The sequence below is a fragment of the Vulcanisaeta sp. genome (assembly GCF_049966235.1).
GTDB lineage: Archaea > Thermoproteota > Thermoprotei > Thermoproteales > Thermocladiaceae > Vulcanisaeta > Vulcanisaeta moutnovskia.
In genome coordinates, this window is record NZ_JBMFVA010000002.1 from 38484 (window position 1) to 64203 (window position 25720).

The window sequence follows — 25720 nt, forward strand, 5'->3', positions numbered from 1 at the left end:
CCCTATTATGAATTACTTCATATACTTCCTAAGTCTATTTTCGGCTTCCTCCCAATTCAGCACATTCCAAATGGCATCTATGTAGCCATTCCTGTTATTTTTATACTGAAGGTAATAGGCATGTTCGAATTCATCGACTATTAGGAGAACTGGTAGCTCTGCGATGTGTTGGTTATAGTGGTTTTCGAAGGTTGTGAATTCCAGGTTCCCAGACTCTGGGTCGTAGTAGAGTACGGTCCATCCACAGCCTGGTAATGATCTCATGACCTCTGTGAATAATGCCTTAAACCTATCAAAGCTTCCAAACTGCTTCTTTATTAGGTCGCCTAGGTAGCCGCCCGGTGTTCCTCCACCCTTTCCTGATGGCGCCATTGAATTCCAGTATAGCGTGTGGAGTTTATGGCCGTTGACATTGAAGAATAGGTTCCTCAGTAATCCCTGTATGTCGTAACTAGTTACATCACCCTTAATTATCTTCTCGAGTCTTTCTATTGTAGCGTTGGCTCCGTTTACATAGCCCTTATGGTGACCGTTGTAGTGTACATCGATTACTTGACCACTTATGTGCGGTTCTAGGGCATTTATTGAATAGGGTAGTGGTGGTAATTCGTATCTTTTGAAGAGATTTGCTGGTAAGCTCATCAAGTCTTTTGTAGTGGTTGGACTTATTAAATGTTGTCCTTTCATTATTTTAACTTGGGATGATAAAGTGCTAATAATTATCCTGAACATGATTGCGGGATTTCTTTCTGTGCTTATTGGTGGTTGGCTTTTCACTAACTCAATGGAGTACATTAGTCATAGATACAGGATTGGTTCTTCCTTTGTTGGTGCCGTGTTATCACCCATCCTTACATCACTTCCGGAGCTAATAGTATTTCTAATAGCCTTGTTGTTCTATGGCGGTGTATCTGGTGAGGATGTAGCCGTGGGTACCATTATCGGGGAACCCTTTGTGGTATCCACCATTATATATCCAGTAATCCTCATAGTGGCCATTATTGGTTTTTACTTACGGCGTAGAAGCGATGCTGTTCTTGAGGTTGATAAGGCATTGATAATACCATTTACCGTAGTCCTACTCCTATTTCCCACCGTACTTTTACCCGCACTCATTAGGTCACTGGTGATTAGGTACTTGGTAGCGGTGTTTTTAGTTACGGCTTACTTACTGTATGTACACGTAATGAGGAGTAGGCAGGGTCTCGTGATTGAGGATTACGAGGGACTTTATATGCTCAGAGTCATTAGGGTATATAGGATTGAGTTTATGCCCTTTATTCTTCAGCTTGTAATTTCTGTGGTGTTATTATTCGTGGGCTCTAAGGCCTTGGTTGAGGGTGTTATTGATTTGTCGAAATACCTCATGCTTGATGTGATGGGGTTATCAATAATCATAGTACCGACGGCCACGGTACTCCCTGAATCAATAACTGCGGTAATATGGACTTGGAGGGAACGTGATACAATGGCTGTTGCTGCACTAATTGGTGAGAAAGTTCTTTACTCAACTGTGTACCCAGCGTTGGCCCTTGTGGCCACTAGGTGGTTACTGAGTGTTGAGGCTTTGGTAAGTGTTGCAGTCGTTGAGGTGATATCCTCTGCAATGCTTTATCATGTAATTAAGGGAAGATTAACCTGGAATGTGGCTTTAATAGGACTCATTGGTTACTTAACCTATGTACTAATTCTAGTGCATGTTATCTAATGCCCATGAATTACCAATGGCTCCATTAATAATAGGTCCAGTTCCATGAGCATCAATAATTCGAGCGGTAGTAGATTCAGGATTATCATTAATGGTATTAATGAACGTACTGATTAAGCAATTCCTCAAGTTCTTCATTATATCGTATTAATACTAATAATGCCTTCTGAGGTCCTCCTCAGCTTCTCGTACGCTCTTTGAGCCTCTTTAAGACCTGTCGGTGTTAGGTCAAATACCTCCCTCTTAATTATCAAGCCCTTCTTAACTCTCGTAACTAATTTATCATGTTCCAGATACTGAATTTCCTCGACAATCTCCCTAAACATCCCTACCCAGGTAATAAGCGATTTCCTCAACGGTTAATGGACCCCTCCCCCTAAGTAAAACGAGAATCTGCTCACCCAATGATACATCCATCATTAATACTTAAAATCAAGGCATAATAAGCCTTGCCCACAGACCTTGCTATGCCTAGGGCTAGGCTTGGCCGTTTATGGATTGGTGATGATGAACCAGTTAGGCTAGTTGGGGTTATTAATGCAAGTCCTGAATCCTTCTTTAAGGGCTCCGTTAGGAGAACCATTAATGATGCTATTAAGGCAGCAGAATTCATGATAGCTGGAGGTGCTGATATTATTGATATTGGCGGTATGTCCACGGCGCCGTATAATAAGACCATCATCAGCATTGATGAGGAAATAAATAGGGTCGTACCCATAATTAAGGCCTTGAAAAAGGAGTTTCCTGACTTAACGGTGTCTATCGATACATTTAGATCAAGGGTTGCTGAAGCGGCGTTGGATGCAGGTGCCGATGTAGTGAACGATGTCACGGGATTAAAGGGCGATAATGATATGGCACATATTATAGCCGACCATGGAGTATCCGTTATTATCATGGCCAGAGAACGCGTTGTTCCTACGCAAGGTAATGACCCAGTCATTAGAACTATAGATGCGTTGAAGGAGAGCTTAGATATTGCATTACGTAGTGGCGTTAGTGAGGGTAATATTGTTATTGATCCAGGCGTTGGTGCATGGCCTCCATTAAGTATGGATCCATTATTTACAGGTGGTGAACCGTTGAGGGGTGAGTATATTCGCGGTGATAGTAGTTATCCGTGGTATTCCTGGGACTCAATAATTATAATGAACATAGACAGGATAAGGAATGAAGTAGGTAAGCCGGTACTTGTTGGTATTTCCAGAAAGTCATTTCTTGAGAGATTAATGCGTAGGAATGCACCGCCTGAGGAGAGACTATTCGCATCAATTGCTGCGGAGGCTGTTGCAGTAATCATGGGTGCAGATGCCATTAGGACCCATAATGTTCATGAGAGTAGGGATGCCATTAAAGTTGCTGAAGCCCTTAGATCATGCCTTAATAAGGACCCTAATGCATGTAATGAGGAGCTTATCAAGATTGTTAAAGGTAAGTAATCATTTAAATTATTAGGTATTTTATTGATACCGTGGATAACATAGTTATTGCTAGGGAGGCAGCGGCTAGGGAAGCTATTAAGTATCTCAGGGATAAGTACGTGGTTGGTGTTGGGACTGGATCCACAGCCATGGTCTTCCTCAGGGAACTTCATAAATTAATAATTAGTGATAGCATTGAGGAAATTCTCTTAGTTCCAACATCGACTGAAACTGAGATCGAGATAATTAAACTGGGACTAGCGCATTTATTGCGCTACCCTTGGCAAGTTAACCATGTTGATGTGGCTATTGACGGCGCTGATGAGGTTGATAGGAGGAAGAACCTCATTAAGGGTGGTGGTGCTGCCCTAACCAGGGAGAAAATTATTGATTATTGGGCTAGGGAGTTCATAGTCATTGTTGATGAAACAAAAGTCTTTCCCTCAATACCGAGCAAGCACCCAATACCAATTGAGGTAATACCCTTTGCCTGGTCAATCATTAAGGCGAGACTTGAAGAACTTGGTGGAACAGCCGAGTTAAGGTTTGGTAGTGGCAAAAGGGGACCTATCGTTACTGACAACGGCAACTACATAATAGATTATATGCCTAAGGCGGTAATGAATCCTGATGATATGGAGAGAATTATTAAGGAAATACCAGGGGTTGTTGAGGTTGGGATATTCAGTGGTAAGAGGATCTCCAAGGTGATAATTGGTAGGATTGATGGATCAGTTACTATCATGGGTTGATCTTCAGGGTAATAATGCCTGAAAGCTCATCAATTGAACTCATCAATTTGGTTATTGCATCATGATGCGATTGAACGTTAACCACGTACTTACTTATTGTTTTATAAATGCGTGTTGTTACTTTACCACAAGTTGAACATGAATTGTTGGCATTAATCACTGAGTACGTGACGTAGGCGAGCGCGGCTATTAATTGCGTAATTATTGAGTTAACATCATGAAGTTTTATCGCTGAGTTTGCGCTCATGGAGTTAATATCCTCCTGAAAACCACTGGTTGGTATATTCTGTACGGTTGATGGTGTCGATAACTCCCTAAGCCTGGCTGCCAATGCCGCAGCAGTATACTGAGCAAGCATTAAGCCAACACGCCAAGGACCATTGGCCAAGTAATTATTAATGCCATTGATCTCCCTCCTAAGTAATTGAGCTATCTGCCTCTCAATTAAATTGCCAAGTACAGCCAGTGATACGTTGAGCAGGTCCGTTGATAAGGCCACATACTGACCATGAAAGTGACATGTCGAAAATACAGCGCTATTAACAATTATTGGATTATCACTCACGGAATTAACCTCATTCAATACGTTACGTAGGACCCAAATAAGTGCGTCAAGTACTGAACCAAGGACCTGTGGTATACACCTTATTGAGTATGGGTCTTGAACCCTACCACTAGTGTTCACATTCTTACTGTCACTCAATAATTCACTCATTATCTTCGCAACCTCGATTTCACCACTATGCAACTTAGCGGAATTTGCCTCAATACTTAACGATGCCATATTAGCTCGTGATGTCTCAATCATCAGTGCCATAACCGCTAATGCAGCCTTCAATAACCTATAGGAATCCCAAATACCCAACGAAGCCACTGCAGCACTGTAGCTAGTTCCATTAATTAATGATAAAGCCTCCTTATAACTAAGGCTTAACTCACTAAGTCCAATTGATTTCAGAGCCTCTATACTGGGCATTACCCTACCCTGATACCTAACAAAGCCCTTACCCAATAGGGCTAATGCAATATGCGCTAATGGCGCTAAATCACCCGAAGCACCTACCGAACCATACTTAGGAACCAACGGTGTTATCCTCATGTTAAGAAAATCAACTAATCTCTCTACAATAATGCTCCTAATACCACTGTACCCTAAGGACAATTGATGGGCCCTAACAAGCATTGTAGCGCGAACCCAGTCATCAGGTGCATAATCACCAACACCCATTGAGTGATCAATAAGCATATCCAGTGAGTACTTGGCTACGTCCTCGGGATTAACAGTTACATTATATAAATCACCAAGTCCCGTATTAACACCGTAAATCCTAACATTACCATGAATTAAATTCTCAAGAACCATACGGGACCGCTTCATCGCATCCAAGGCATTATTACCCACCCTGACCTCCTCATAATTCCTAGAGGTCTTGATTATGTCATCCAAGGTTAGGTGCATGCCTGCTCCAATCTCCACGACCATATAATCCTAGGTACTACAATGTAAATTAATTTATTTTCCTCAATAATGATTATTCAGAACTCCCTAAGGCCCTTAATAGGTAATTAGCCAATATACTAATACCCTCCTCGATATTCCTCTCACTCTCCCTCGCAAAAGCCATCCTTACATGGAACTTACCCACCTCCCCAAAGGCCGATCCTGGCACTACAGCAACATGTGCCTCCCTAACAAGTTTCATTGCGAATTCATAGTCATTAATATTAAGCCTTCTTAAATACGATCCTAGATTCGGGAATATGAATAAGCCAGCCTTTGGCTTTACGACAACTGCCTCGGGTAGGTATTCCCTAATGGCCTTGTGCATTGTCTCCATCCTCGACTTATAAATCGGCAAGGTCTCACTTAAGTACCTCTCCTTGTACTTCCTTAGGTATAGTAGACCAGCGTACTGAGCAGGCGTTGGTGGATTTAGGTTCGTGTACTGCTTAACCCTATTAAACACCTTTATGAAGTCCTCATGGGCTATTACGTAGCCTAGTCTCCAGCCGGGCATTGCTGGGTCCTTGGAGAACGTGTTCAGGGCAATGACGTTTTCAAGACCGTACTTAATGGCGTACGTATGAGAGCCCTCATAATAAAGATGCCTATACGCCTCATCATAGATTAGGAATGCGTCATAGTCACGGGCTAGGTCAATCAATAACTTAATCATGGAATCGCTAAGGACTCTACCTGTTGGGTTGTCTGGGTTAACGGCTATTATTGCCTTAACCCTCCTACTCATCACGGCCTTAACATCCTCCTCACTGGGCTCCCAACCAAGCTCCTCCCTAGCCCTAACCCTGATAACCTTACCACCCAGGTAATTAATGACTGGCTCATACATTAGGTATGTTGGGTCGAAGAGTATAACCTCATCACCTTCATCAATAATCGCCATAAAGGCTGCTAAGATAGCCTCTGCGGAGCCTGCGGTGACCGAGACATTGGCACTACTTATCTTAACCCCTGAGTACTCTGTGTAGTCTTCGGCTATTGTCTCCCTCAACTCCTCAATACCACTGCTCGGCGTGTACATGCTATACTCAAAGGGTCTCTCAAGAAGCTCCTTCGTAAACTCAAGAAGCAACTCCCTACTCGGCGGAAGACCAGGCTGACCAATATGGAAGCCATAAACCCTAACACCAGAACTCTCAAGCCTAACAACCTCCTCATTAACACCCCTAATGGCTGATCCAGGAAATGCATTACTTCTTGTTGATATCCTCACGATGCACAAAGAATAGTAAGCGTTTATAAAGGTTGCTCTTGTTAAATATATTCAACTATACCTTACTCATTATATCTATATACTTCAAGCCACTACCGGTTAGTATAATCACGACCTCATCATCACTACCTATATAATTATTACTCAATAATTTCATGTAGCCTGAAAGGGCTATTGCGCTACTAGGCTCAACTATGTATCCTCTCTTTAACAATGTTTTCCACGCTTGTAAAAGTTCATCATCCTCAATCACCAATGCATCACCCCCACTACCCATGACCGCATTAACCATTTGACCAAGCCTTGGCGGATTAGATACCCTAAGTGCATCCGCAAACTTAGTTGGCTCTTTCGAATACTCCCCATGAATCCTCCCATATAGATCAGCAAATCCCTGGGTTTGAACGGCATAAAGCCTTGGCACTTTATTAATAAGACCAAAACCCAGTAACTCATTGAAGCCGATCCATAGTCCAAGAAGCAACGTACCAGCTGATACCGGGAGAATTACGGCATTGGGTACATGCCCTATTTGATTAAGTAATTCGTAAGCCAAGGTCTTCGTACCCTGTAAGAACCAGGGGTTCCATGCATGCCCGATATAAACCTCGTTAGGTCCCACGGACTTAATAGCCACCCTACTGGCTTCAGTCCTAGAGGAGGTCTCTATTAATTCAGCGCCCAATGATCTTATGAGGGTCTTCTTACCTTCAGGTGCATCCTTAGGTACGTAAATTCTAGCCTTAATACTGGCCGTAGCAGCATAGGCAGCTACTGATATACCTGCATTACCACTTGAATCCTCAACTACAGCCTTAGCACCAAACTCTAGTGCCTTTGATATGGCCACCGCGGATCCTCTATCCTTAAACGAACCAGTTGGATTAAGGTACTCAAGCTTTAGGTAACTGCCTTTACCAAGGAAATCAGCCTTGACTAATGGCGTGAATCCCTCACCAAGACTAACTAGGGGTTTCGCAGGTATTACACTTGAGAATCTCCATAAACCCCTATACTCACTCAAAGTAAACTTTAATCCCTCAATTACTAGATCAAGTGGGCCTCCACATTTAGGGCATTGCCAAAGCCATGAAGTCGCCTCAATCGTGTAACCACATCTTGAACACCTATATTCTATCTTCATAAGGGACCTAGGTTCTACCGTGTTACTATATAAAAAGCATTAACTCACAATGTGCGATATTGTGTTATATTTCATGCGTTGATATAACAACGCATTAATCATGGACATAAATAAACCTATCATTACCTACCTTCTTCACAAAGCCATACCTCATGAATTGTACTATCTCACCGTTGGCCACCTGTTCAACAGCATGTTCCGCAAGACCCTCATCCTCAACAAGCCTTAAATCCTCAGGCCTTACAATCCTTATTGTCAATCCATCAGGCGGTACCCACTGAATTATTGCCGCATTAACCTTCTTAGCGCTCTCAAGATCTTTACTATGCATATATGCAGTTAGGGCGTTGCTTGTTTTCTCGATTATTTCGACATTTACGAGCTCCATTAAACGAATTACCGAACCTACGCTAACCTTCTCATAGTCGGATCTACTTATGAAAATAATTACCTCATTATTACTTGGCTTGAGAGTTATTGTTCTAAATCCTCGCTCTGGGTACGATGGATGCATTGGCAGTTTTGCTGTTAATTCTTCGGTAACGTCCTTAATTATTACCTTAATAGGGTTTATAACGGCCATGTATCTATTAGCCCTTGGTTCAATTATTTTCCTATTTTCAGCAAATAGGTTTGCTGAGGATATCGTTGCGTCTGTTGGCTTCACACCGACTTGAAGCATGATGTTCCAAATAGCCTCGGGCTGAATACCCCTATTTCTAAGGCCAGCTAGTGTTGGTAATCTAATGTCATCCCACCTAATACCAAGTGCCTTTAGCCTAGTCTTACTAAGTGTCATGCCCACAATCCTGAGTCTACCGAAGTGAATGGCCTCTGGTTGTTCCCAATTCATGTGCGCATAAATAAAGGATTGTTTAATGGTATTCACGGAATGCTCCTGAGCCCTAAGTATGTGTGTTACTCCCATTAAGTGATCATCAATTGATACTGAAAAATTATATGTGGGCCAAACAACGTACTTAGTACCAACCCTTGGATGTGGGTACTTGGTCGTGTCTATGATCCTCATGGCAACCCAATCCCTAACACTTGGGTCTGGATGTTGAAGATCAGTCTTTATTACCATGACAGCCTCACCCTCCTTATAACGCCCCTCCAGCATCTTATCGAAAAGCTCAAGGTTAATACTTGGGTCGGCCTCCCTATTCTTACACGGCTTTCCCATCATCTTAGACTTCTTCCAGTCATCCGGCGTACAGTCTGTGTCCTTTGCAGCAACGTACGCACCGCCTTTCTCAAGGATTTTCCTGGCAATGTCATAGTAAATACCCATCCTATCAGATTGAATGTACTCCTCATCCCACCTAATACCAAGCCACTTTAGATCCTCTCTAATCGCGTCATAAGCCTCGGGAAGCGGTCTCTTGGTTCTTGGATCGGTATCCTCAAACCTAAGAACAAACTTAGCCTTTCTGCCTAAACTCTCGTACTTCAGCTTATAGGCATAATTAATAATGGCGGGTCTAGCACTACCAAGGTGCAGCACAAAGTCTGGGTTTGGTGCAAATCTGAGTGTTATCACCTCATACTTATTATCGTTAGGCAACGACGGTAGATCCTCAATACCCTTCCTATAGGACTCAACCTTCCTCTCACCAAGGGTCTCAGGCCACTTACTCATTAGTAAATTTCTTTGTTCATCAATGCTTAGGGAGTTTACGTAATCAATAACCTCCTTAACAATCTGAGCAACCTCCTTAGCCGCTGACCTTAATGAAGGGTCCTCAGCAAATACCTTAGAAATAACGGCATTTATGCTGGCTTTACCATTGAACTTTACGGCATTAATTAATGCATGCTTTAGGGCAATATCCCTAATCCTATCCTTATCCACGGACACGTTAATTAGTTAAAAATGAAATCTTTTTAAACATACGCTGGCAATCGGCGTATGGACAGGGTCTCCCTACTCATTGGTCCAATAGGGCAGTTAGTCACGGCTAAGTCAATGCCCTGGAGATATGGAGATCCCATCTTAGTTCTTGAGAATGCGGGTATTGCGGTTAACGGTGATAAGATAACCGATGTTGGTTCGTGGGATTCCATAAGTAGGAAGTATGAGGGTAAGTGTAGAATACCTGCTGAGGAATCATTGGTGACGACTGGGCTTGTAGATCCACATACACACCTACTCTTTGCTGGTTCGAGGGAGGATGAACTTGAGCTAAAGCTCGAGGGTGTTCCATACGAGGAAATACTTAGGAGGGGTGGTGGTATTTATAGGACTGTTAGCGCCACAGTTGGTGCAACGGATGATGAACTTAGGAGGATACTCCTTACTAGGTTGTTTGAAGTTGCGAAGTACGGCACGACCACAATAGAGGTTAAGAATGGTTACGGTATTTATCCAGACCAAGAAATAAGGCTTCTCAGGATAATCAATGATTCATCAGTCAATGCACCCATTGATATCATACCAACATACCTAGTCCACGTACCACCAAGGAACATGGATAGAAGGGAATACATTAATGCCGTGATAAACTCCCTCGACAATGCAAGAGGATTAGCAAAATTTGTGGATGTATTCTGTGATGAGGGCGCATTTACAGTACGGGAGACCAGGGATTTATTTAAAGAAGCATTAAGAAGAGGCTTTGGGCTTAGGCTTCATGCCGATGAAATAGCCTATATCGGATGCAGCGACTTGATTAATGAGTTTAGTATTGCATCGCTTGATCACTTACTGAATCTACCTGAACAAAATGTAAGATTGATTGCCGAGAGGGGTTCCGTAGCGACCCTATTACCCGTGACCATACTCTCACTAATGAGCAGCAAGAGACCACCGGTTAAGGCATTAAGGAACGCAGGTGCGCCCATTGCACTTGGTACGGACTTCAGCCCAAACTCCTGGTCTCTAAACATGCAATACGTAATGGAACTAGCCACATACTTACTCGGCATGACACCCATGGAAGTCATAATGGCCTCCACAGTCAATGCAGCATACAGTCTCAGCCTCAGAGACAGGGGTATCTTACAACCTGGTTACTTAGCAGATATCGTTATTTGGGATGTACCTAATTATAGGTGGTTAAGTTATGAATTAGGCAGGAATAAGACCTTGATAGTCATAAAGAGGGGCATGATCCTGGAATCAACGCCAAGTGGTACCATAATAAGTAAAGAATGCACTTGAAAGTTTTATTTAGTTGATATAATATGCGTATTAATGATCATCGATGGAGATAAAGCTCGATCCAGAGGAGGAGTATGTAATAATGCCATTAAGTGTTTTAGAGAGGATTCTGAGGTATGCCACGGTTGTTTGCCAGGAACATTGCCCAGCCGGTAGAGACCCAGCAACGTGCCCATATATAGTTAATTTAACAAAGCAAATCGGGTTAAGTCCGCCGCCTTGCATTAATGATTATGGTGAGTATAGACAAGAAACATTCAGAACAATGATTAGGGATCTAGAGCGTAAGTATGGTATGAGTATTGAGGAGTTCATAAATACGGTTAGAAGAAGAAAGCCAAGGAGTCTTGAGGAACAGACGGACTTCATGGAGGCGACCTTCTACCTTGGTGTTCTCAAGGAGTTAAGTAATACGAAGAGCATATACGTTACGAAGGGTTACAATATAAGTGTGAAGGAGGCTGTTGCAATTAGGTAATTAGCTTTATTAAACAATGAATAACAGGGAGAGGGAAATTAGGCTTGTTATTAGGAATATTAGTAATATATCATTAACAACCTCCTTCTCAGTCTTTGGTTTCCTCATTACTATTAACTTAACTAAGGTAATTGGTGATCCAGGTATTTTATTTGCATGAATAACACCGTCATTCACAATGACGGGTCTTTTCAAGGTTTCTCTTGGCCTGAAGCCCCTTGCAGTTATGACTATTAAAAAGCCATTTATTATGTATGGCAGTGCCGATATTACTCCCTGAGTGCCAGCATTGTATAGTACCATGAATGCACCCATCATTGCACCAAGTGCGTAACTACCAACATTCCCATTGAAAACCCTCGCTGGGTACCAGTTAAATATGGCTAGGGGTAAGACCATTAGCACCAGCACTACTGTCGCTGGTAAGGCATAACTAAACCCAACCATGTAAGAGATTATTCCGCTCACAGTTATTATCATTAATGTTGAGACGGGAACTATACCATTCATTACATCAAGCATATTAACGGCATTAGCCATGACCGTAACTGCAAGCATGGAGAGGAAAGCAACTACGAAGAAGTTATGAACATGACCAATTAAGATTATGTAAATATAACCATGCATTACTGCCGGTATTATTAATGATGGAACTATCGGTAAGAATACTCTGACACTAACGGGCAATCCCCTGAGATCATCAGCAAGCCCTATTAAACCAACCGTTATAGTAACAAGCCCAAGCGCGAATAACCTCAAGTCATTGATTAGGTAGGCAAATACCGTGGCTGCACTCATGGCTATAAGTATTGAAACACCACCTATCTTAGGTACTAAAACCCTGTATGGTTTATGTACGTCAGGTGCAACAAGCCTTGGATTTCTCACCCTAGATATTACGTATACGGTAGTTAATGATAAGATGAAGGATATTACTGCAATTAATACATAGTTAGTACTAATGATCATGGATTTCGCCTAAACCAATCTATGGTGGCCCTCAACCCACTGAATAAGTCATATTTAGGCTTGAACCCTAGAACCCTCATGGCCTTACTAATGTCTGGGTAGCTCCTAAATGGTTCGGCAGTTCTCGGCTGCACATTAATCCTAGAACTGGAACCAACCAACTTAATTATTGCCTTGGCGAGATCCAATATAGACGTTTCAACACCAAATCCTATATTGAAAGCTTGACCAATGGCTTCGTCCTTCCTAAGCGCTAGCTCCGTTGCATCACATAGATCCTCAACATAGAGAAAGTCAGTGGTATCAGCACCGCCATTATTTACCACTAAATCCTCATTCTTGAACGCCTTTGTTATGAATATACCAACAACACCATTATCATAGGGACCATAGGGCTTCCATAACCTAAATATTGTCACAGGCACCTTATGAACAACGTGGTATGACATTGAAACAGCCTCCGCAGCAACCTTACTCCAACCATAACCCTCAAATGGCCTTAATGGGTCATCCTCCATGACGGGTAGTTTAAGGGGCTTACCATAAACATTAGATGTTGAGTATAGCAAGAACCTTGCATTTAGAATCCTCGTAAGTTCCAATACATTTATAGTGCCAACAACATTAACATCAAGACCCTTAAGTGCGCCTGCGTTTATGAACGATCTTGGATTTGGGAAAGCCGCTAGGTGAATTACAGCATCAAAACCCTCCTTAGAAAGCCCAATAACGTCATCCCTCCTCGTTATATCAACCATGTAATCCGTGGTCTCAGCCTTAACCATATCAAGGCCATGCGCATCGTAACCCCTAGCCCTCATGCAATTAACCAAGTTTCTTCCTAAGAACCCTGAGGAACCAGTTACTAAAATTTTCATCGAATCACCGACTATAGGATTACCTTAATAATAATTACCCACTGAAAATACCATTAATACTTACTTACCCTCATTTACGAACCTCTTTATCTCATTAATAATAAGCCTTGTTGGGTCTTCCATCCTGCTTAATACGGAATTCGTATCCACATGCGTAATATCAGCCCTAAGAACAGATTCAAGCACATTTAGGCAATCCTCATCGACGCACCTATACAGCGGCAATCCCTTATTTATTAGGTAATCATCTATATAGTAATGCTGCGGGAAGTAACTAATGGCTGGTGTACCTAGTAATGCGGCTTCATGCGCCATTGTTGAACCACCAGTGATTACTAACCTTGCATGCCATGACAAGTCAATACCATCAAGTCTCATGTTTTTAGGAATTATTAACTTACCAAGTCTCAGGAATAAGCCTAGCTCTGACTTTATCAACTCCTCCTGGTATGGGTATCTCGGAAACATGACCACGTAATAACCTCTCTCAAGTATGCTTTTGGCCATCCTAATTAGCAATCGTGATCTATCACCATAACCGTAATAAGACGCCCTTGACTCCTCAAACCTAATAACAACGAATTCCTTACTCCTAATCCCAAGCCTGGCAATTGAGTCTCCAGTGGGTTTAAACCTGTTAATCCACATTAGCTCAAATATGCCATCAAAGGCCCTAATCTTATCAATCTCGGCACTGGATACATAACGAGACCACTCACTCATGGGAATTGCCGAGGGCGCTATTATAGTATTGGCTAACGGCAGTGTTAGTTTATTGACAAAGTATGAGTGAGCTGTATCCGTTAATGCTATTATTGGCTTACCTAAACCGAAGGCCACCCTAACTGCGTCAGGTGATGTTAATGAAACATGCACATCAAAGTCCCTAATTACATCAAGTAATGCTAGTTGTCTCTCAATACCCCTTATCAATTTCTCCCTAGGACTCTCGCCATGGTAACCAACGCATTCATAGTGAAGATTGAACATGTCCAAAACCTCTTCCACATAGTCGTATCTCCTACATGTTATTATAAAATCTATATCATGTCTTCTGCCCTCCATGCCCAGTACAGCCACTATCCTGGCTTGCTTAGCCGTTAATGCATCAAACCATGCCTTAATTACCATGTCTAAAGACACAGTTAATAAGCCTATTTTAATTTTAGTGCAGGTTGCTTTGATAATTTATCCTCTAACACGCATTGAAATTGGCGACTTATTTAACGGACTTAGGCAAACAGGGCATCTATAACCCCATTGCCTAAGTACCTCGTCAATACTCTTAAGTTGTTGATCACCATAAAAGGTAAAGCCACAGGAGTGGCACTTAATGATTATTGGCATACAGCATTCCTCATTATGATTATTTTATAAGAATTACTATCACTATACACAGTAAATCAATGATGCTCTTTGAAGATTACACAGGTAATATGTATATAATACATAGATACAAGTCCAGCGATAAGGAAACACTACTCGTAAACATTCATGGCAAGACCCGCATATGCGTAAATTAACCCGTCAAGCTCATCAAGCGTTAAGTACGGATACCTATACTTAAACATATCCTTCTTTCCATTAACAATACCCTCATCAATCACCCTAATCCTAATATTAACATCACTCAGTGAGTTCAGGAAGTCCTTAACGAGCGATGAAACACCTGGACTGGTACCAATTATTAAGTTAATGGTTAATTGCCTAGATAATCTTCTTATTATCCTAATGAGCCTAATGAAGCCTAGCGTTACGTGAATTACGGGTAATTCATTAATGAGAATAATAACACCGCACCTAGAGTTCCCCATGTCAATACCAATGTTTAACTCATTAAGTCTCAATCCCTTAATTATTGCCTCAATAATACCATCAACGCTTAAATCACTTAATATGAGAGTCCTTGGACAGTGAACCAGGTCCGCCATATATCTCTCAACAATGACTAAATCAAGCCCCAAACAATCCTCCTCATTACCCACATACCTCAATAACACATGTTCAGGAAACACAAGTCCTCTAAGTACATTCCAAGTGGATGACTTACCTACAAAACCAAGTCTAATGCCATCCACTAAATATAGTGTGAACTGAATATATTATAAATCTTTCATACATTAATCACTTAATGGATGTGATACCAATAGCCGAGGAATCACTTGGGGTTAGGTCAATGGCCATGTTCATAAAGACTAGAGACCTGTCCATACTCTTAGATCCAGGTATTAGTCTCTCACCAAATAGATTTGGCTTACCGCCACACCCCCGTGAGCTAGAGAGAGTTAGGACATTAAGGAGTATACTTGAGAGATATGCAGAGGAGACTAATTATGTATTCATTAGTCATTATCATCGTGATCACTTCACAGTACCTTACCCAAGTATTTACATGGGTACTACAAACGAAAGCTACAGGAAAATATATAGTAACAAGGTATTATTACTAAAGTCACCTGATGATGAAAATTGGAGCCAAAGAAGGCGTTATTACGGCTTGAGAAGGGCCATTGAAGGCTTAGTACGTGAAATAATGTTTGTTGATGGTAAGGAACTCACCATAGGCTCCACAAAGCTTGTGATATCACAATCCCTACCGCATGGTGAAGATAATGCAAGAACAGGCAAGGTAATAGCCATTACAATAATTAATAACGATGAGTCATTAACCTTTATGCCTGATGTGGAGGGTCCAGTCTCACAATTAGCCGTTAATTACGTAATGACCATAAGACCACAGACATTAATAGTCGGTGGACCACCCCTTTATCTATCGAGAAAGGGTTTCGGCGAGGATTACCTTAACAATGCACTGAGAAACCTCATGAGCATTTTAAGGGCAGGCTTCCTTAATAGGTTAGTTATAGCCCACCATACATTAAGAGAGTTGAATTGGAGGAACGCATTGAAGGCCTTGTTTGAGGATGCATCTAAGTATAATATTTCGATAATAACATACGCTGGAATGCTTGATCGTGAAGATGAATTACTCGAGGCAATGAGAAAAGAACTATATGCCGCTGAACCACCACCAAAGGATTACCTTAAACAATTCAGGGGAGTTAAAGATGAGAATGAGGATTAACGAACTCTAACCTTATTCACCTTCTTATTCTGCCAAGCATAACGCCTTATCTTCTTTGACCTTCCCCAACCGCAGGCTGCGCAATAGCCCTTCACTGGGTTGTATGCATGCCTACCGCACCTTGGGCATCTAATGTGTGTCCAACCCTTATTCATCCTTCCAAATGAGGGCGTTCCCTTTCCCATAATTCCTGAACCAAGGCATTTTCTCCTTGCTTAATAAATTTAACTTCCGATATTCAATCACGGGTATTTCATCAATTCACCATCTCATTGCTTATATACGTTAATGCTTTACCTCACCCTATTTACTCAGCGGTAAATCATAAAAAAGAGTCTTCGGTACGCTTCACTAGACCTCCTCAAATAATCTCCTACATGGAAAAAGCCTGTCGGTTTATTGCATGATGTCTCGTAAAGATTAACCTTTAAAATAAGGTTTGAGGGATTAACCGCAATGCCTCGCTGCATGGAAATAGTTAATGAGGAGTTACAGAAAAACCTGAATAAGGTAATACTTGTGAAGCTGAGAAACGGAACAGAAATCAGGGGTGTACTGGTTGGTTATGACCAGCACCTAAACCTACTATTAACGAATACGGAGGAGATAAACCCAAAGGGTGGGGTTAAGAGCGGTTTAATGATTATTAGAGGCGACACAGTATTGTTCATAAGCCCATCAATGTCATGAACTAATGAGCACCGTCTTGATCTCATACGGCCTAAAGCATAGGTTACTCATATCAGTAGTTCCGTAATCACCTAACTCAATTAGGTCAGTCTCAACACCATCACCACGTATAGAACCCTTAACCTCTGTGCAGGTATTGATGCCGTAGGTCTCATAAAGCCTCATGACTATACCAGAGTCCTCACCCCACTTAAGTGCCTCAAGCATTACCGCTGGGTTTGTAACTTCGAGGAAGGATGATTCACCGCCACTCGTATTCTCAACAATAATTAGTGGTTGATTGAATTCATAGGCTCTCCTAGGAATTTGGGCGATCCTCCAATCACCTGGGTGTGGGTATATGGCGTATGTGAATTTACTATGCCCATAATCGAGGAATGGGTTTGGATAAATCGGTGACCTGAGTAATGTTATTGATACCGTATTCTCCTCAACGGAGTAACCCTGTCTACCATCATTAATAATCGCAACGCCATAATCCGGGTCCCAAACATCAACCCAACGCAAAGCTGGCACTTCGAACTTGGCAACCTCCCAGGTATTACTTGGTCTTGTTGGTCTGCTTATCACGCCGTAGGGTATCTCAAAGGATGCATTATGCCCGAATAAACCGAGTTTATACACAGCCTTGAGTAACGTAAGTCTCTCTTTCCAATCAACCTCATTTTCAACATCAACACGCCTATTGAAGGCATTTACGCAAATCCTCTGCTTAATACTTGAGTCCCTAAACTTATAATTAACCTCGATACAACCTCTTAGCGGTCCTCTCTCCACAATACTAAAGCCAATTGGCTTCAACTTTCTACAAACCCTCTTATAGTAAGCCTCTATATCCCAACCATCCCAGCGACTCGGCATATCCTCACAAACCACTAGATTACCTTCTTCAATTGCCCATCTTTTGACTTCTTTATCGTAGATTTTAAGTGAGTCGTTAAAGACAACCTTAATCATTGAGTTCTCAATATAGTCACCACCAACATTAACATCACCAGAGGAAACACCATCACCAACCTCAAAGGATTTCCAACCTAGAGCGGGAATGCTAACAAGGGCTAGGTAACCTTCATCAACCTTCTGCATAGGTACACCACCTAATTCCTCCTTAGTCATTACCAGCTCTCTGCGAGACCAAGGTAATGAATTAATAATGGTCGTGAGGGAACCTGTACCAAGAACATTCCTGAGCACATTCATTAATTCATTATTAACCTTCCTCAAATCCTCCTCGAGCTCATTAATGATTTCATCATAAACAGCCTTAGTGGATGTGGCACCCATCGGATCATGATACTCAGCCTCAAGGAGTGGATACCAAAGCTCCTCATAATTTTTATGAACACCAACAACCACACTCAGTGCTTCTAACTCCCTGAGCTTAGTTTCGAGAATCCTAACCAACTGCTTAAGCCTAATGCCATTCGTATAGACACCCCTATGGATTTCAAGATACAACTCGCCTCTCCACCTGGGTAGTGAACAGTCCTTAACAACCTTATTAACCAGGTCCTTTAAATTACCCATCACGAGTCTCGGCATACCTGGTAAATCCCTATACGCCCCATACCTCTCGAGCATTAGCCAGGTTGGTCCACCACCACCATCACCCTTACCAAAGGGTAGGAAGGCGGGGAGCTCAGGGCTTGTGTGGTCTGACCAGGCCCTCGCTATTTGTCTCGGTGTTAGGTCTGCGCCGTAGGTTGCGTAGTTTATTGTTGGTATCACTGAGCCATCAATACCCTCCCACAGGAATACGGAGTATGGGAACTTATTAACCGTGTTCCAATACATCTTATGCTCAAAGAACACCTTGATACCAGCCTTCCTTAGTATTTGTGGTAGTGATGCTGGGAACCCAAAGGTGTCCGGTAACCAACCAATCTCCGTCGTGAACCCAAACTCCTTGAGTAGGAACCTCTGTCCATAAAGGAACTGCCTAGCTAGGGATTCACCGCCAGGCAGGTTAGTGTCGCTTTCAACCCACATACCGCCGATTGGTATTACTCTGCCCGCCTTAATGGCGTCCTTAATCCTAGACCATAAATCCTTATCCTCACTAAGCCACTTCAGGTAAGCCATGTTTGAGACTAGGAATGTTAGCTCCGGGTATGACTGGAGCAATGATAGGACATTAATAACAGTCCTCCTAATCTTCTCCCTAGTCACGTCCCTACTCCACAGCCAACCAAGGTCTATGTGCGCGTGGCCGGCCACGTACACGACGCCCCTATGACCCCTCCTAACCCTCAACTCCTCAATACCCTTCTCAAGAATCCTCAAACCCTCCTTAGCAGCCTTACTGAGCTCGTTGAAGTCCGGAGACCTTAGGTGCGTGAGCTCCTTAGAATCGTAGTAATTAAATAAGGCCCTAACAAAGCCCGGTGGTTCAACAATATGCCCTCTAACCGCGAACTCCAACTGCCAATTGGCCATGGAATCCAGAGGAACGGCGTCAAGGGCCTCATTAAGCACCCTGAGGTAGTCAAGCCTAAGGTCATCAAAGGCATCAGCAACATCAAGTAGTAACTTAGCCCTCAGGACGAAGTTAAATAGTGAAGGCTCCCTATAGACAACGTACATACCATTGAAACTAACCTTACGCTCACCAAACATCCTAACAGGGGACAAAACAAGCGATAGGGAATGCCTACCCGGGGAAGCCCTAACCCACCTACTCTCACCCTCATCACCGTAATTAAAAACCGCAAACTGAAGATCATCAACCCTCAGGGTACCCTCACCAACAACATCAACGAAAAACCAAGGCTCACCAAAATCCCTAACCACAACAGAGCTGCAGAGAGCACCACCACAGGCCTCGAGATTAACAACATCAACACCCATTATGGAAGCCGCCTCAAGATAAAACAACTTAGTCCTAACACCACCAACATCCCTCAAATCAAAACCCACAAACACCAAACACAAAGAGAAACAAGTACAAATTTAAAAACAACGCACAAACCACGAAAAACAACAAATACGCGCTCCGTAGGAAGAATTTAGAAACGTATTCCCTGAGCCATTCCATGGCAAAATTTTGCCACAGAACAATACAAGGACTAATGTTCGAAATTCTTCCGAGAAGCTCACGCCTTGCTTCTTAATTCGTTTATTATGTCGTTTAGTGTTTTGTTTGTTGGCGTTATCCAGTACGTAGTTGTTGACGTTCCTATTAATTCATTGTTTTTATTCCTTAGTTCCGCGGTTATTAACGCCATTGGTTCCTTCACGTGGGTTATCCTGGCAATGGCCTTTAGTACACCCTCGGTTATTGGCTTTAGGTACTTTACTGTTAGGTCCGTGGTCACTGCGATCACGTACCTTGGGTAGTAATGGCTTATTATGGCTACCCAGGCCATTGCGTCGATCAACGCCGCGTGGACTCCACCATGCACAGTGCCCAATACCTGCAAGTGTTTCCTGCCTATCTCCACAAACCCTACTGCACAGTCCCTGCCTACATCCTCAACCCTAATGCCTATCAATACCCAGTAGGGACTTGACTCCTCAATAATCTTCATCGTCCTCAATAACTCATCATTACTCGCCTCACATCTTAATTCCTGCATTGCTGGTTGGCATTACGACTATTGGCTTTAAGCATTAGCCCATGAACAGCCACCTCCAGGGTAACGTTATTTTGGCCCTGAGCTCCTCTACCTCATCCCAAGGTCCCAACTAATTATCCTGGCCGCTCCACGCCCAAGCACCTCATGAACCTTAACCAAGGCCTTAAACTCCCTCCTATTTGATTTCATTAATTGCCGAGATGTAGGTAACTGCATGTACTCCCTGGGCCCTGATTAATTACGAAGTTCACCTCGTAACCATTTACCCTCAGATAATGAGAACGAAATATCTGGATATAACCCTAAGCAGGTTAAAGGCAAACCACTCCTCAATAACTTACTTAACCACACTCTCAACACTCATGCTGTGGATTCAGCATTGAATAGGAAACAACTTAATCATAAATCTGTTTCCTAGGGAAACAAAGTTAATGAGAACTAGGCATAGGTATTTATTAAAATAAGTAAATAAATTACTTGGTACTATACCATTAATTCTCTTTCTCTTTTAAATAATTATTAAGGCATTCCTTGTTTATTGTTATTTTCCTGTTTATCCATGCCCTCTCGGTTATTTTTATTGGCTGTATCATCTCATCCATCACGGTAAGCGGGTCATAATCCCTACTCAGGACTATGCACCTACCCCTCCTTAGGCATTCCCTGGCTGCCCTAACTTCAGCTGGCTCGTCCTCCGCTAGTATATAATCGAGACCGAGCTCCCTGAGCCACTTAACCCTAGACTCAGCAACGGCTTTATGCTCAGGCCTTGAGTAGTCAATCACGAAGGTGACGCTTGGCCTTAGGTAGTCGTAGTCCAGGGCGAGCCTAACATTCATTAGAAATGTCCTTGGGTCTCTTAAACCGTAGGTTATACTGGCCAGGTCAATCATTAGGTAGTCATACCTATCATTAACTAGGTCTGAGAGCGTCCCACGCTCGACCTCAACAACGCACTTTGAGTATATCCTCCTTAGCCTTGGGTTCATTAATTACTGCCTTCAGTGGTATTTTACAAAAATAAATAGCTAAGGTTTAGGGAAGTCATTCCTTCATTATTTCATCTATGTATGGTTTCAGGGCTTCGATGACTGCATAGAGAGCCTCTGGGTTTAGGACTGCATTTATGTTTACCGCCTTATCGATGGACCAGCCCATTAGGACCTTCTTGATGGGTACTTCGAGCTTCTTGTAATTCCTGGTCATTGGTATGTCTGGGACCTGTATTATGTAATCAGCGATATAGTAAGGCCCCAGTTGGTTCCTTAATGTGTTGTTTATTTTCTTTTTCAATTCCTCAGTCAACTGAAGACCTGGCCTTAAGGCAACGAAGAGAATTAACTTGTTCTTAACTTCAACGGCTAGGCTACCCACAACCTCTGGTAGTGACTCAACAACCTTATAAATATCGAGAGTACCAATTCTAATACCCCTTCTTTTTATTGTTGAGTCTGAGCGACCAGTAATCATTACCGATCCCCTATTCGTTATCATGGCCCAATCACCATGCCTCCAAACACCAGGGAACATACTGAAGTACGATTCCCTGTACCAGTTATAGTCTTGGTCGTTCCAGAAGTAGATGGGCATTGAGGGCATGGGTTTCTCAATGACCAATTCACCGACCTCATTAACCACGGGCTTACCCTCCTCATTATACACATTGACCGCAGCCCCCAACCACCTACACTGCATCTCACCCTCCCACACGGGCAGTATTGGACAACCACCAACGAATGCTGAGACAACATCAGTCCCGCCACTAATTGGCGCTAGCCAAACATCCTCCTTAACCTTGGTGTAAACCCACTCAAAACCCTGCGGCGATAGCGGCGCTGCCGTTGAGCCAATCTCCCTAAGAGTCTTCAAGTTGAATTGCTTGCCAGGTTCTATCGTGGACTTCATGGCAGCGTGGATATAAGGCGCACTTAGGCCTAGTATTGTGAGACCCTCCTTCTCCGTAATCTCCCAATATGGTTCGAAGTTCCTAGCCGTTGGATCGCCATCGTAGAAGAGTATCGTCGTGCCGAAGAGCAGGGCATTGACTGTGAAGTTCCACATCATCCATGACGGTGTCGTGTACCAGGTGAATTTATCGCTTGATTTATAATCCATGTGAAGACCAACCTTGTAGGCCTCTAGGAGGACACCACCGTGGCTGTGTACTACTGGTTTTGGTATTCCCGTTGTGCCTGACGTGAATAGTACCCATAGTGGTTCATTGAACTCCATGGGCTCATAGGAAAGCCCAACACCCCTCCTACCCGTCACCTCCCTCCAATCATGCACTGGCTTGCTAAGGCTTAACTCCACTGAATTCCTCATGTTCGGTACTACGACAACCCTCCCAATACTCTGCACCGAATCAACAATCTGCTTAATATCACCATACTTATCAAAGATCCTACCATTATACTGATAACCATCAACTGCAATCAATACCTTAGGCTGAAGCAGGTTAAACCTGTCAATAGCAGCCCTAGGAGCCAACTCAGCACCAACACCAACCCAAATGGCCCCAATACTCGCAGTAGCCAGCAAAGCCACCACAGCCTCTGGGACTTGACTAACATAGGCAGCAACCCTATCACCCCTACCAACACCAACACTCCTAAGCCAATCAGCCAAGGCAGCAACCTCCCTATACAATTGATCCCATGTAAGGCTTCTCCTAAGTCCATCCTCCCTAGCGTATATAATGGCCTCCTCACCCCAACGAGCCGCCTTAAACACGTGCTCTGCATAATTAAGCCTAGAACCAATGAACCAGCGGGCACCAGGCATTGCTCTTGGCTCGAGAACCTTAGTATACGGCGAGTGGGGGATAACACCGAAGTAACGCCAGATACTGACCCAGAAGTTCTCGAGATCCTCAACACTCCACCTCCAAAGCCTATCATAATTACCCACATTCCTCAGGGGATCATCAACAGAAATCTCAAAATCAAAACCAAAAACGCCATCAACCCAATTAACAAACCTTAAAATATTCGACCACTTAATCACGTCCTGATTAGGCGACCAAAGAACCTTGATATTTTCCACCATATAATTATTGCCTATTAAACGCCCTTATTAAAATTAATTCGTTTAAAGATCGCTTTATATATGTAAAATGATGATGCCGTATTCGTGCTACGTAATGAGTAAAGATTATAAAAAGGCCTGTTATTGTGGCTTGAATGTCCAAGAAGCCAGAATCAAAGGCACCCAGTAAGGCTGAGGAGAAGGCTGGAGCTAAGGCTGCTGGTAAGGCGGCGGAGAAGGCTGCTGAGAAACCAGCGGCTGCGCCGGCTGCTGCGGCAACTAAGGAAGAAGAGGAAGGTGCTGAGGCTGGTAGGAAGGGTTGGTTAACTGCTGCCGTAATACCACAGGAGGAGTGGAAGGGATTTAGGTATAGGGGCTTTACCTTTGAGGATATTTCTAAGATGTCCATGGAGGAGTTCATTAAGTTATTGCCTGCTAGGCAGAGAAGATCTTTAATGAGAGGCTTAAAGCCTGAGCACAGGAAGTTCCTTGAGAAGATTAGGAAGGCTAGGAAACTCATGGCCGAGGGCAAGAAGGTTACCCTAAAGACCCATACCAGGGACATGATAATACTGCCCGAGATGGTTGGCTTAACAATAGCTGTTTATAACGGTATTACCTATCTACCAATTACGATTAGTCCGTGGCATATTGGTCATTACCTTGGGGAGTTCGCAATAACTTCAAAGATTGTGCAGCATGGCGAACCAGGTCTCAAGGCAACAAGGAGTACATTGCACATAGCCTCAAAGTGATACCTCCATTATCTCGTATTGAAAAATACTTATAAATGCCAATTTCACGGTATACACGAGTATGGCAGCAGTAAGTATAGACCCAAAGACATTTTACGCAAATCCACCGCAGGGGAAGCCATTTTACGTAAGATTCACAGTACCGCAGGAAATAGCTGAGAAGGCTTATGAAGTTTTATCAGCTGCAAGGGAAACGGGCAGGATTAAGAAGGGCACCAATGAGGTTACTAAGGCTGTTGAAAGAGGATTAGCAAAGCTTGTTCTTATAGCAGAGGATGTTGATCCACCTGAGATTGTGGCTCACTTACCAATACTTTGTGAGGAGAAGGGTGTACCCTATATTTATGTGCCGAGTAAGGAGAGACTCGGAAAGGCTGCTGGTCTTCAGAGTACGTCAGCAGCATCAGCAGTCATTATTGATCCTGGACAGGCAGGTGCCGAGTTAGAGAACCTTATCAAGCAGGTAAATGACGTTAGGGTTAAGGCTGGCTTAAACCCGATACAAATGCCACAACCACAGGCTGCACCACCCGCTGAGAAGGCTCATGTTAGGAGAGCTGCCAGGAAAGGTGAGTCTAAGTGAGTAATGAAGAGGTTAAAGTTGAGAGGTTTAGCCCATATGAGGATTCTGTCGCCGCCTTAGTAGTCCAGATCCTAGGCAGGACTGGAATAGCTGGTGAGGTCAGTATTGTTAGGGTTAGAATACTGGAGGGTAGGGATAAGGGCAGGGTAATAACAAGGAACGTGAAGGGACCCGTAAGGGTTGGAGACATCGTAATGCTCAGGGAGACCGAGAGAGAAGCCAGGAAGCTAACAGTAAAATAAGTCAATATATCTACATATTAAATCATGACTTAATCTACACATTCTGTTTCTGTATTTTTAACTAGGTTTTTCGATACCGGCCATAGTAATGAAGCCGTAATTAATCACGTAAATAAGGGATTTAGTATTGTCCTGGTAGGGGATTTTACGTGCCACCTATAGACCTATTAGTGGTTCTTACAATACCCATGATTGCGATTCACATTATAATAGCGATAATTAGTATGAGGTACCTGACGATAGCAAGATCAATCGGTTTACCCATCGCTATTTATGAAGGAATTTACTACGTGCTTCTCTTAACCTACTTACTGTTAAATCGATATGACCCATTGCTCCTCAGTATAGCAGCACTATTTTTGGTAATACATGTAGGTGGTGCCTATTTATACATAAATGGAACGTTGGCGTATTTATCGCGTAAACGTAGTAACCTTAGGTATTATGGTTATTACGAACTTACTGAATTAATGTTCATAATAATTGTCATGTACTTACTCATTCATTGAATTCGG

At 42.9% G+C, this 25720-nt stretch carries 28 protein-coding genes; 11 read left to right on the plus strand and 17 right to left on the minus strand.

All coding sequences use genetic code 11. From position 1 onward, the window contains the following. Positions 1–12 precede the first annotated feature (12 nt). Positions 13–642 (minus strand): superoxide dismutase, encoded by a 630-nt coding sequence (locus ACP5L5_RS01900; protein ID WP_428761227.1) that lies wholly within the window; start codon positions 640–642, stop codon positions 13–15. 88 nt (positions 643–730) lie between these two features. Here ACP5L5_RS01900 and ACP5L5_RS01905 point away from each other — a divergent pair, with 88 nt between their 5' ends. Next, positions 731–1708: a sodium:calcium antiporter gene (locus ACP5L5_RS01905; protein ID WP_428761228.1), complete on the plus strand. Its 978-nt coding sequence runs from the start codon at positions 731–733 to the stop codon at positions 1706–1708. Positions 1709–1845: 137 nt separating this feature from the next. Here the strand turns inward: ACP5L5_RS01905 and ACP5L5_RS01910 are convergent, their stop codons facing one another. Continuing rightward, on the minus strand, positions 1846–2034 hold the full coding sequence (locus ACP5L5_RS01910; RefSeq protein ID WP_428761230.1) for a hypothetical protein: 189 nt from the start codon (positions 2032–2034) through the stop codon (positions 1846–1848). A 123-nt stretch (positions 2035–2157) separates the two neighbouring features. On the opposite strand from ACP5L5_RS01910, the gene ACP5L5_RS01915 reads away from it, so the two are divergent. Further along, entirely contained in the window at positions 2158–3147 is a 990-nt protein-coding gene (locus ACP5L5_RS01915) for a dihydropteroate synthase (RefSeq protein ID WP_428761232.1), read from the plus strand. 32 nt (positions 3148–3179) lie between these two features. Further along, the gene (rpiA, locus tag ACP5L5_RS01920) at positions 3180–3881 is read left to right on the plus strand and encodes a ribose-5-phosphate isomerase RpiA (RefSeq protein ID WP_428761234.1); all 702 of its coding nucleotides are present in this window, start codon (positions 3180–3182) and stop codon (positions 3879–3881) included. Here rpiA and ACP5L5_RS01925 read toward each other — a convergent pair. The 4 genes from ACP5L5_RS01925 to ACP5L5_RS01940 form a co-directional block, all read right to left on the minus strand. Continuing rightward, positions 3871–5364: an aromatic amino acid ammonia-lyase gene (locus ACP5L5_RS01925; RefSeq protein ID WP_428761236.1), complete on the minus strand. Its 1494-nt coding sequence runs from the start codon at positions 5362–5364 to the stop codon at positions 3871–3873. The genes rpiA and ACP5L5_RS01925 overlap by 11 nt on opposite strands. A gap of 49 nt (positions 5365–5413) precedes the next feature. Beyond that, positions 5414–6616, minus strand: a complete 1203-nt coding sequence (locus tag ACP5L5_RS01930) for a pyridoxal phosphate-dependent aminotransferase (RefSeq protein WP_428761237.1) — start codon at positions 6614–6616, stop codon at positions 5414–5416. 55 nt (positions 6617–6671) lie between these two features. Then, positions 6672–7760 (minus strand): threonine synthase, encoded by a 1089-nt coding sequence (locus ACP5L5_RS01935; protein WP_428761239.1) that lies wholly within the window; start codon positions 7758–7760, stop codon positions 6672–6674. Positions 7761–7854: 94 nt separating this feature from the next. Further along, on the minus strand, positions 7855–9621 hold the full coding sequence (locus ACP5L5_RS01940) for a glutamate--tRNA ligase (RefSeq protein WP_428761240.1): 1767 nt from the start codon (positions 9619–9621) through the stop codon (positions 7855–7857). Positions 9622–9672: 51 nt separating this feature from the next. Between ACP5L5_RS01940 and hutI the strand changes: the two genes are divergently transcribed. Both hutI and ACP5L5_RS01950 read left to right on the plus strand, forming a co-directional pair. Beyond that, positions 9673–10923, plus strand: coding sequence for an imidazolonepropionase (gene hutI, locus ACP5L5_RS01945; protein ID WP_428761242.1), 1251 nt, complete (start codon positions 9673–9675; stop codon positions 10921–10923). Between the two features lie 43 nt (positions 10924–10966). After that, complete coding sequence (locus ACP5L5_RS01950) at positions 10967–11401, plus strand: hypothetical protein (protein ID WP_013604147.1); 435 nt, start codon at positions 10967–10969, stop codon at positions 11399–11401. A 9-nt stretch (positions 11402–11410) separates the two neighbouring features. Here the strand turns inward: ACP5L5_RS01950 and ACP5L5_RS01955 are convergent, their stop codons facing one another. From ACP5L5_RS01955 to ACP5L5_RS01975, 5 genes are all read right to left on the minus strand, one after another. Next, the gene (locus ACP5L5_RS01955) at positions 11411–12370 is read right to left on the minus strand and encodes a glycosyl hydrolase family 4 (protein WP_013604146.1); all 960 of its coding nucleotides are present in this window, start codon (positions 12368–12370) and stop codon (positions 11411–11413) included. Next, entirely contained in the window at positions 12367–13248 is an 882-nt protein-coding gene (locus ACP5L5_RS01960) for an NAD-dependent epimerase/dehydratase family protein (protein WP_428761244.1), read from the minus strand. Before ACP5L5_RS01960 ends, ACP5L5_RS01955 begins: the two co-directional genes overlap by 4 nt. 60 nt (positions 13249–13308) lie before the next feature. Then, on the minus strand, positions 13309–14379 hold the full coding sequence (locus tag ACP5L5_RS01965) for a DUF354 domain-containing protein (RefSeq protein WP_428761246.1): 1071 nt from the start codon (positions 14377–14379) through the stop codon (positions 13309–13311). Positions 14380–14436: 57 nt separating this feature from the next. Continuing rightward, complete coding sequence (locus ACP5L5_RS01970; protein WP_013604143.1) at positions 14437–14595, minus strand: hypothetical protein; 159 nt, start codon at positions 14593–14595, stop codon at positions 14437–14439. 131 nt (positions 14596–14726) lie between these two features. Continuing rightward, positions 14727–15326, minus strand: coding sequence for a hypothetical protein (locus ACP5L5_RS01975; RefSeq protein ID WP_013604142.1), 600 nt, complete (start codon positions 15324–15326; stop codon positions 14727–14729). 53 nt (positions 15327–15379) lie between these two features. On the opposite strand from ACP5L5_RS01975, the gene ACP5L5_RS01980 reads away from it, so the two are divergent. After that, a complete protein-coding gene (locus tag ACP5L5_RS01980) occupies positions 15380–16333 on the plus strand; it encodes a hypothetical protein (protein WP_428761248.1) in 954 nt (317 codons plus the stop codon). Here ACP5L5_RS01980 and ACP5L5_RS01985 read toward each other — a convergent pair. Beyond that, the gene (locus ACP5L5_RS01985) at positions 16330–16518 is read right to left on the minus strand and encodes a 50S ribosomal protein L37e (protein ID WP_013604140.1); all 189 of its coding nucleotides are present in this window, start codon (positions 16516–16518) and stop codon (positions 16330–16332) included. The genes ACP5L5_RS01980 and ACP5L5_RS01985 overlap by 4 nt on opposite strands. Positions 16519–16789: 271 nt before the next feature. On the opposite strand from ACP5L5_RS01985, the gene ACP5L5_RS01990 reads away from it, so the two are divergent. After that, positions 16790–17023, plus strand: coding sequence for an LSm family protein (locus ACP5L5_RS01990; protein ID WP_428761250.1), 234 nt, complete (start codon positions 16790–16792; stop codon positions 17021–17023). Here the strand turns inward: ACP5L5_RS01990 and ACP5L5_RS01995 are convergent. From ACP5L5_RS01995 to ACP5L5_RS02015, 5 genes are all read right to left on the minus strand, one after another. Continuing rightward, positions 17018–19939 carry an alpha-mannosidase gene (locus ACP5L5_RS01995; protein WP_428761251.1) on the minus strand — a complete coding sequence of 974 codons (2922 nt, stop codon included), beginning with the start codon at positions 19937–19939 and terminating at the stop codon, positions 17018–17020. The genes ACP5L5_RS01990 and ACP5L5_RS01995 overlap by 6 nt on opposite strands. A gap of 176 nt (positions 19940–20115) precedes the next feature. Continuing rightward, positions 20116–20598, minus strand: coding sequence for a PaaI family thioesterase (locus ACP5L5_RS02000; protein WP_428761253.1), 483 nt, complete (start codon positions 20596–20598; stop codon positions 20116–20118). Positions 20599–20685: 87 nt separating this feature from the next. Then, on the minus strand, positions 20686–20814 hold the full coding sequence (locus tag ACP5L5_RS02005) for a hypothetical protein (RefSeq protein WP_273302973.1): 129 nt from the start codon (positions 20812–20814) through the stop codon (positions 20686–20688). A 275-nt stretch (positions 20815–21089) separates the two neighbouring features. Further along, positions 21090–21587 carry a hypothetical protein gene (locus ACP5L5_RS02010; protein WP_013604135.1) on the minus strand — a complete coding sequence of 166 codons (498 nt, stop codon included), beginning with the start codon at positions 21585–21587 and terminating at the stop codon, positions 21090–21092. 55 nt (positions 21588–21642) lie between these two features. After that, a complete protein-coding gene (locus tag ACP5L5_RS02015) occupies positions 21643–23646 on the minus strand; it encodes an acetoacetate--CoA ligase (protein ID WP_428761256.1) in 2004 nt (667 codons plus the stop codon). Between the two features lie 134 nt (positions 23647–23780). Between ACP5L5_RS02015 and ACP5L5_RS02020 the strand changes: the two genes are divergently transcribed. The 4 genes from ACP5L5_RS02020 to ACP5L5_RS02035 all read left to right on the plus strand — a co-directional run bounded on the left by ACP5L5_RS02020 (position 23781) and on the right by ACP5L5_RS02035 (position 25714). After that, positions 23781–24380, plus strand: coding sequence for a 30S ribosomal protein S19 (locus ACP5L5_RS02020; protein WP_013604133.1), 600 nt, complete (start codon positions 23781–23783; stop codon positions 24378–24380). Positions 24381–24441: 61 nt separating this feature from the next. Next, on the plus strand, positions 24442–24963 hold the full coding sequence (gene rpl7ae / locus ACP5L5_RS02025) for a 50S ribosomal protein L7Ae (RefSeq protein ID WP_013604132.1): 522 nt from the start codon (positions 24442–24444) through the stop codon (positions 24961–24963). Further along, positions 24960–25205 carry a 30S ribosomal protein S28e gene (locus tag ACP5L5_RS02030; RefSeq protein WP_428761258.1) on the plus strand — a complete coding sequence of 82 codons (246 nt, stop codon included), beginning with the start codon at positions 24960–24962 and terminating at the stop codon, positions 25203–25205. The genes rpl7ae and ACP5L5_RS02030 overlap by 4 nt, the downstream gene beginning before the upstream one ends. Before the next feature lie 149 nt (positions 25206–25354). Continuing rightward, positions 25355–25714, plus strand: coding sequence for a hypothetical protein (locus ACP5L5_RS02035; RefSeq protein ID WP_013604130.1), 360 nt, complete (start codon positions 25355–25357; stop codon positions 25712–25714). The last annotated feature ends 6 nt before the right edge of the window (positions 25715–25720 follow it).

What these genes read in the sequence shown, in the direction of transcription:
- ACP5L5_RS01985 (WP_013604140.1), bottom strand. Translation starts at nt 16,518, where the DNA reads ATGGGAAAGGGAACGCCCTCATTTGGAAGGATGAATAAGGGTTGGACA.
- ACP5L5_RS01910 (WP_428761230.1), bottom strand. Translation starts at nt 2,034, where the DNA reads ATGTTTAGGGAGATTGTCGAGGAAATTCAGTATCTGGAACATGATAAA.
- ACP5L5_RS02005 (WP_273302973.1), bottom strand. Translation starts at nt 20,814, where the DNA reads ATGCAGTTACCTACATCTCGGCAATTAATGAAATCAAATAGGAGGGAG.
- ACP5L5_RS02000 (WP_428761253.1), bottom strand. Translation starts at nt 20,598, where the DNA reads ATGCAGGAATTAAGATGTGAGGCGAGTAATGATGAGTTATTGAGGACG.
- ACP5L5_RS01900 (WP_428761227.1), bottom strand. Translation starts at nt 642, where the DNA reads ATGAGCTTACCAGCAAATCTCTTCAAAAGATACGAATTACCACCACTA.
- ACP5L5_RS01970 (WP_013604143.1), bottom strand. Translation starts at nt 14,595, where the DNA reads ATGCCAATAATCATTAAGTGCCACTCCTGTGGCTTTACCTTTTATGGT.
- ACP5L5_RS01980 (WP_428761248.1), top strand. Translation starts at nt 15,380, where the DNA reads ATGGATGTGATACCAATAGCCGAGGAATCACTTGGGGTTAGGTCAATG.
- ACP5L5_RS01935 (WP_428761239.1), bottom strand. Translation starts at nt 7,760, where the DNA reads ATGAAGATAGAATATAGGTGTTCAAGATGTGGTTACACGATTGAGGCG.
- ACP5L5_RS02015 (WP_428761256.1), bottom strand. Translation starts at nt 23,646, where the DNA reads ATGGTGGAAAATATCAAGGTTCTTTGGTCGCCTAATCAGGACGTGATT.
- rpl7ae (WP_013604132.1), top strand. Translation starts at nt 24,442, where the DNA reads ATGGCAGCAGTAAGTATAGACCCAAAGACATTTTACGCAAATCCACCG.
- ACP5L5_RS01925 (WP_428761236.1), bottom strand. Translation starts at nt 5,364, where the DNA reads ATGGTCGTGGAGATTGGAGCAGGCATGCACCTAACCTTGGATGACATA.
- ACP5L5_RS01905 (WP_428761228.1), top strand. Translation starts at nt 731, where the DNA reads ATGATTGCGGGATTTCTTTCTGTGCTTATTGGTGGTTGGCTTTTCACT.
- ACP5L5_RS01960 (WP_428761244.1), bottom strand. Translation starts at nt 13,248, where the DNA reads ATGAAAATTTTAGTAACTGGTTCCTCAGGGTTCTTAGGAAGAAACTTG.
- ACP5L5_RS01955 (WP_013604146.1), bottom strand. Translation starts at nt 12,370, where the DNA reads ATGATCATTAGTACTAACTATGTATTAATTGCAGTAATATCCTTCATC.
- ACP5L5_RS01950 (WP_013604147.1), top strand. Translation starts at nt 10,967, where the DNA reads ATGGAGATAAAGCTCGATCCAGAGGAGGAGTATGTAATAATGCCATTA.
- hutI (WP_428761242.1), top strand. Translation starts at nt 9,673, where the DNA reads ATGGACAGGGTCTCCCTACTCATTGGTCCAATAGGGCAGTTAGTCACG.
- ACP5L5_RS01990 (WP_428761250.1), top strand. Translation starts at nt 16,790, where the DNA reads ATGCCTCGCTGCATGGAAATAGTTAATGAGGAGTTACAGAAAAACCTG.
- ACP5L5_RS02010 (WP_013604135.1), bottom strand. Translation starts at nt 21,587, where the DNA reads ATGAACCCAAGGCTAAGGAGGATATACTCAAAGTGCGTTGTTGAGGTC.
- ACP5L5_RS01965 (WP_428761246.1), bottom strand. Translation starts at nt 14,379, where the DNA reads ATGGTAATTAAGGCATGGTTTGATGCATTAACGGCTAAGCAAGCCAGG.
- ACP5L5_RS02020 (WP_013604133.1), top strand. Translation starts at nt 23,781, where the DNA reads ATGTCCAAGAAGCCAGAATCAAAGGCACCCAGTAAGGCTGAGGAGAAG.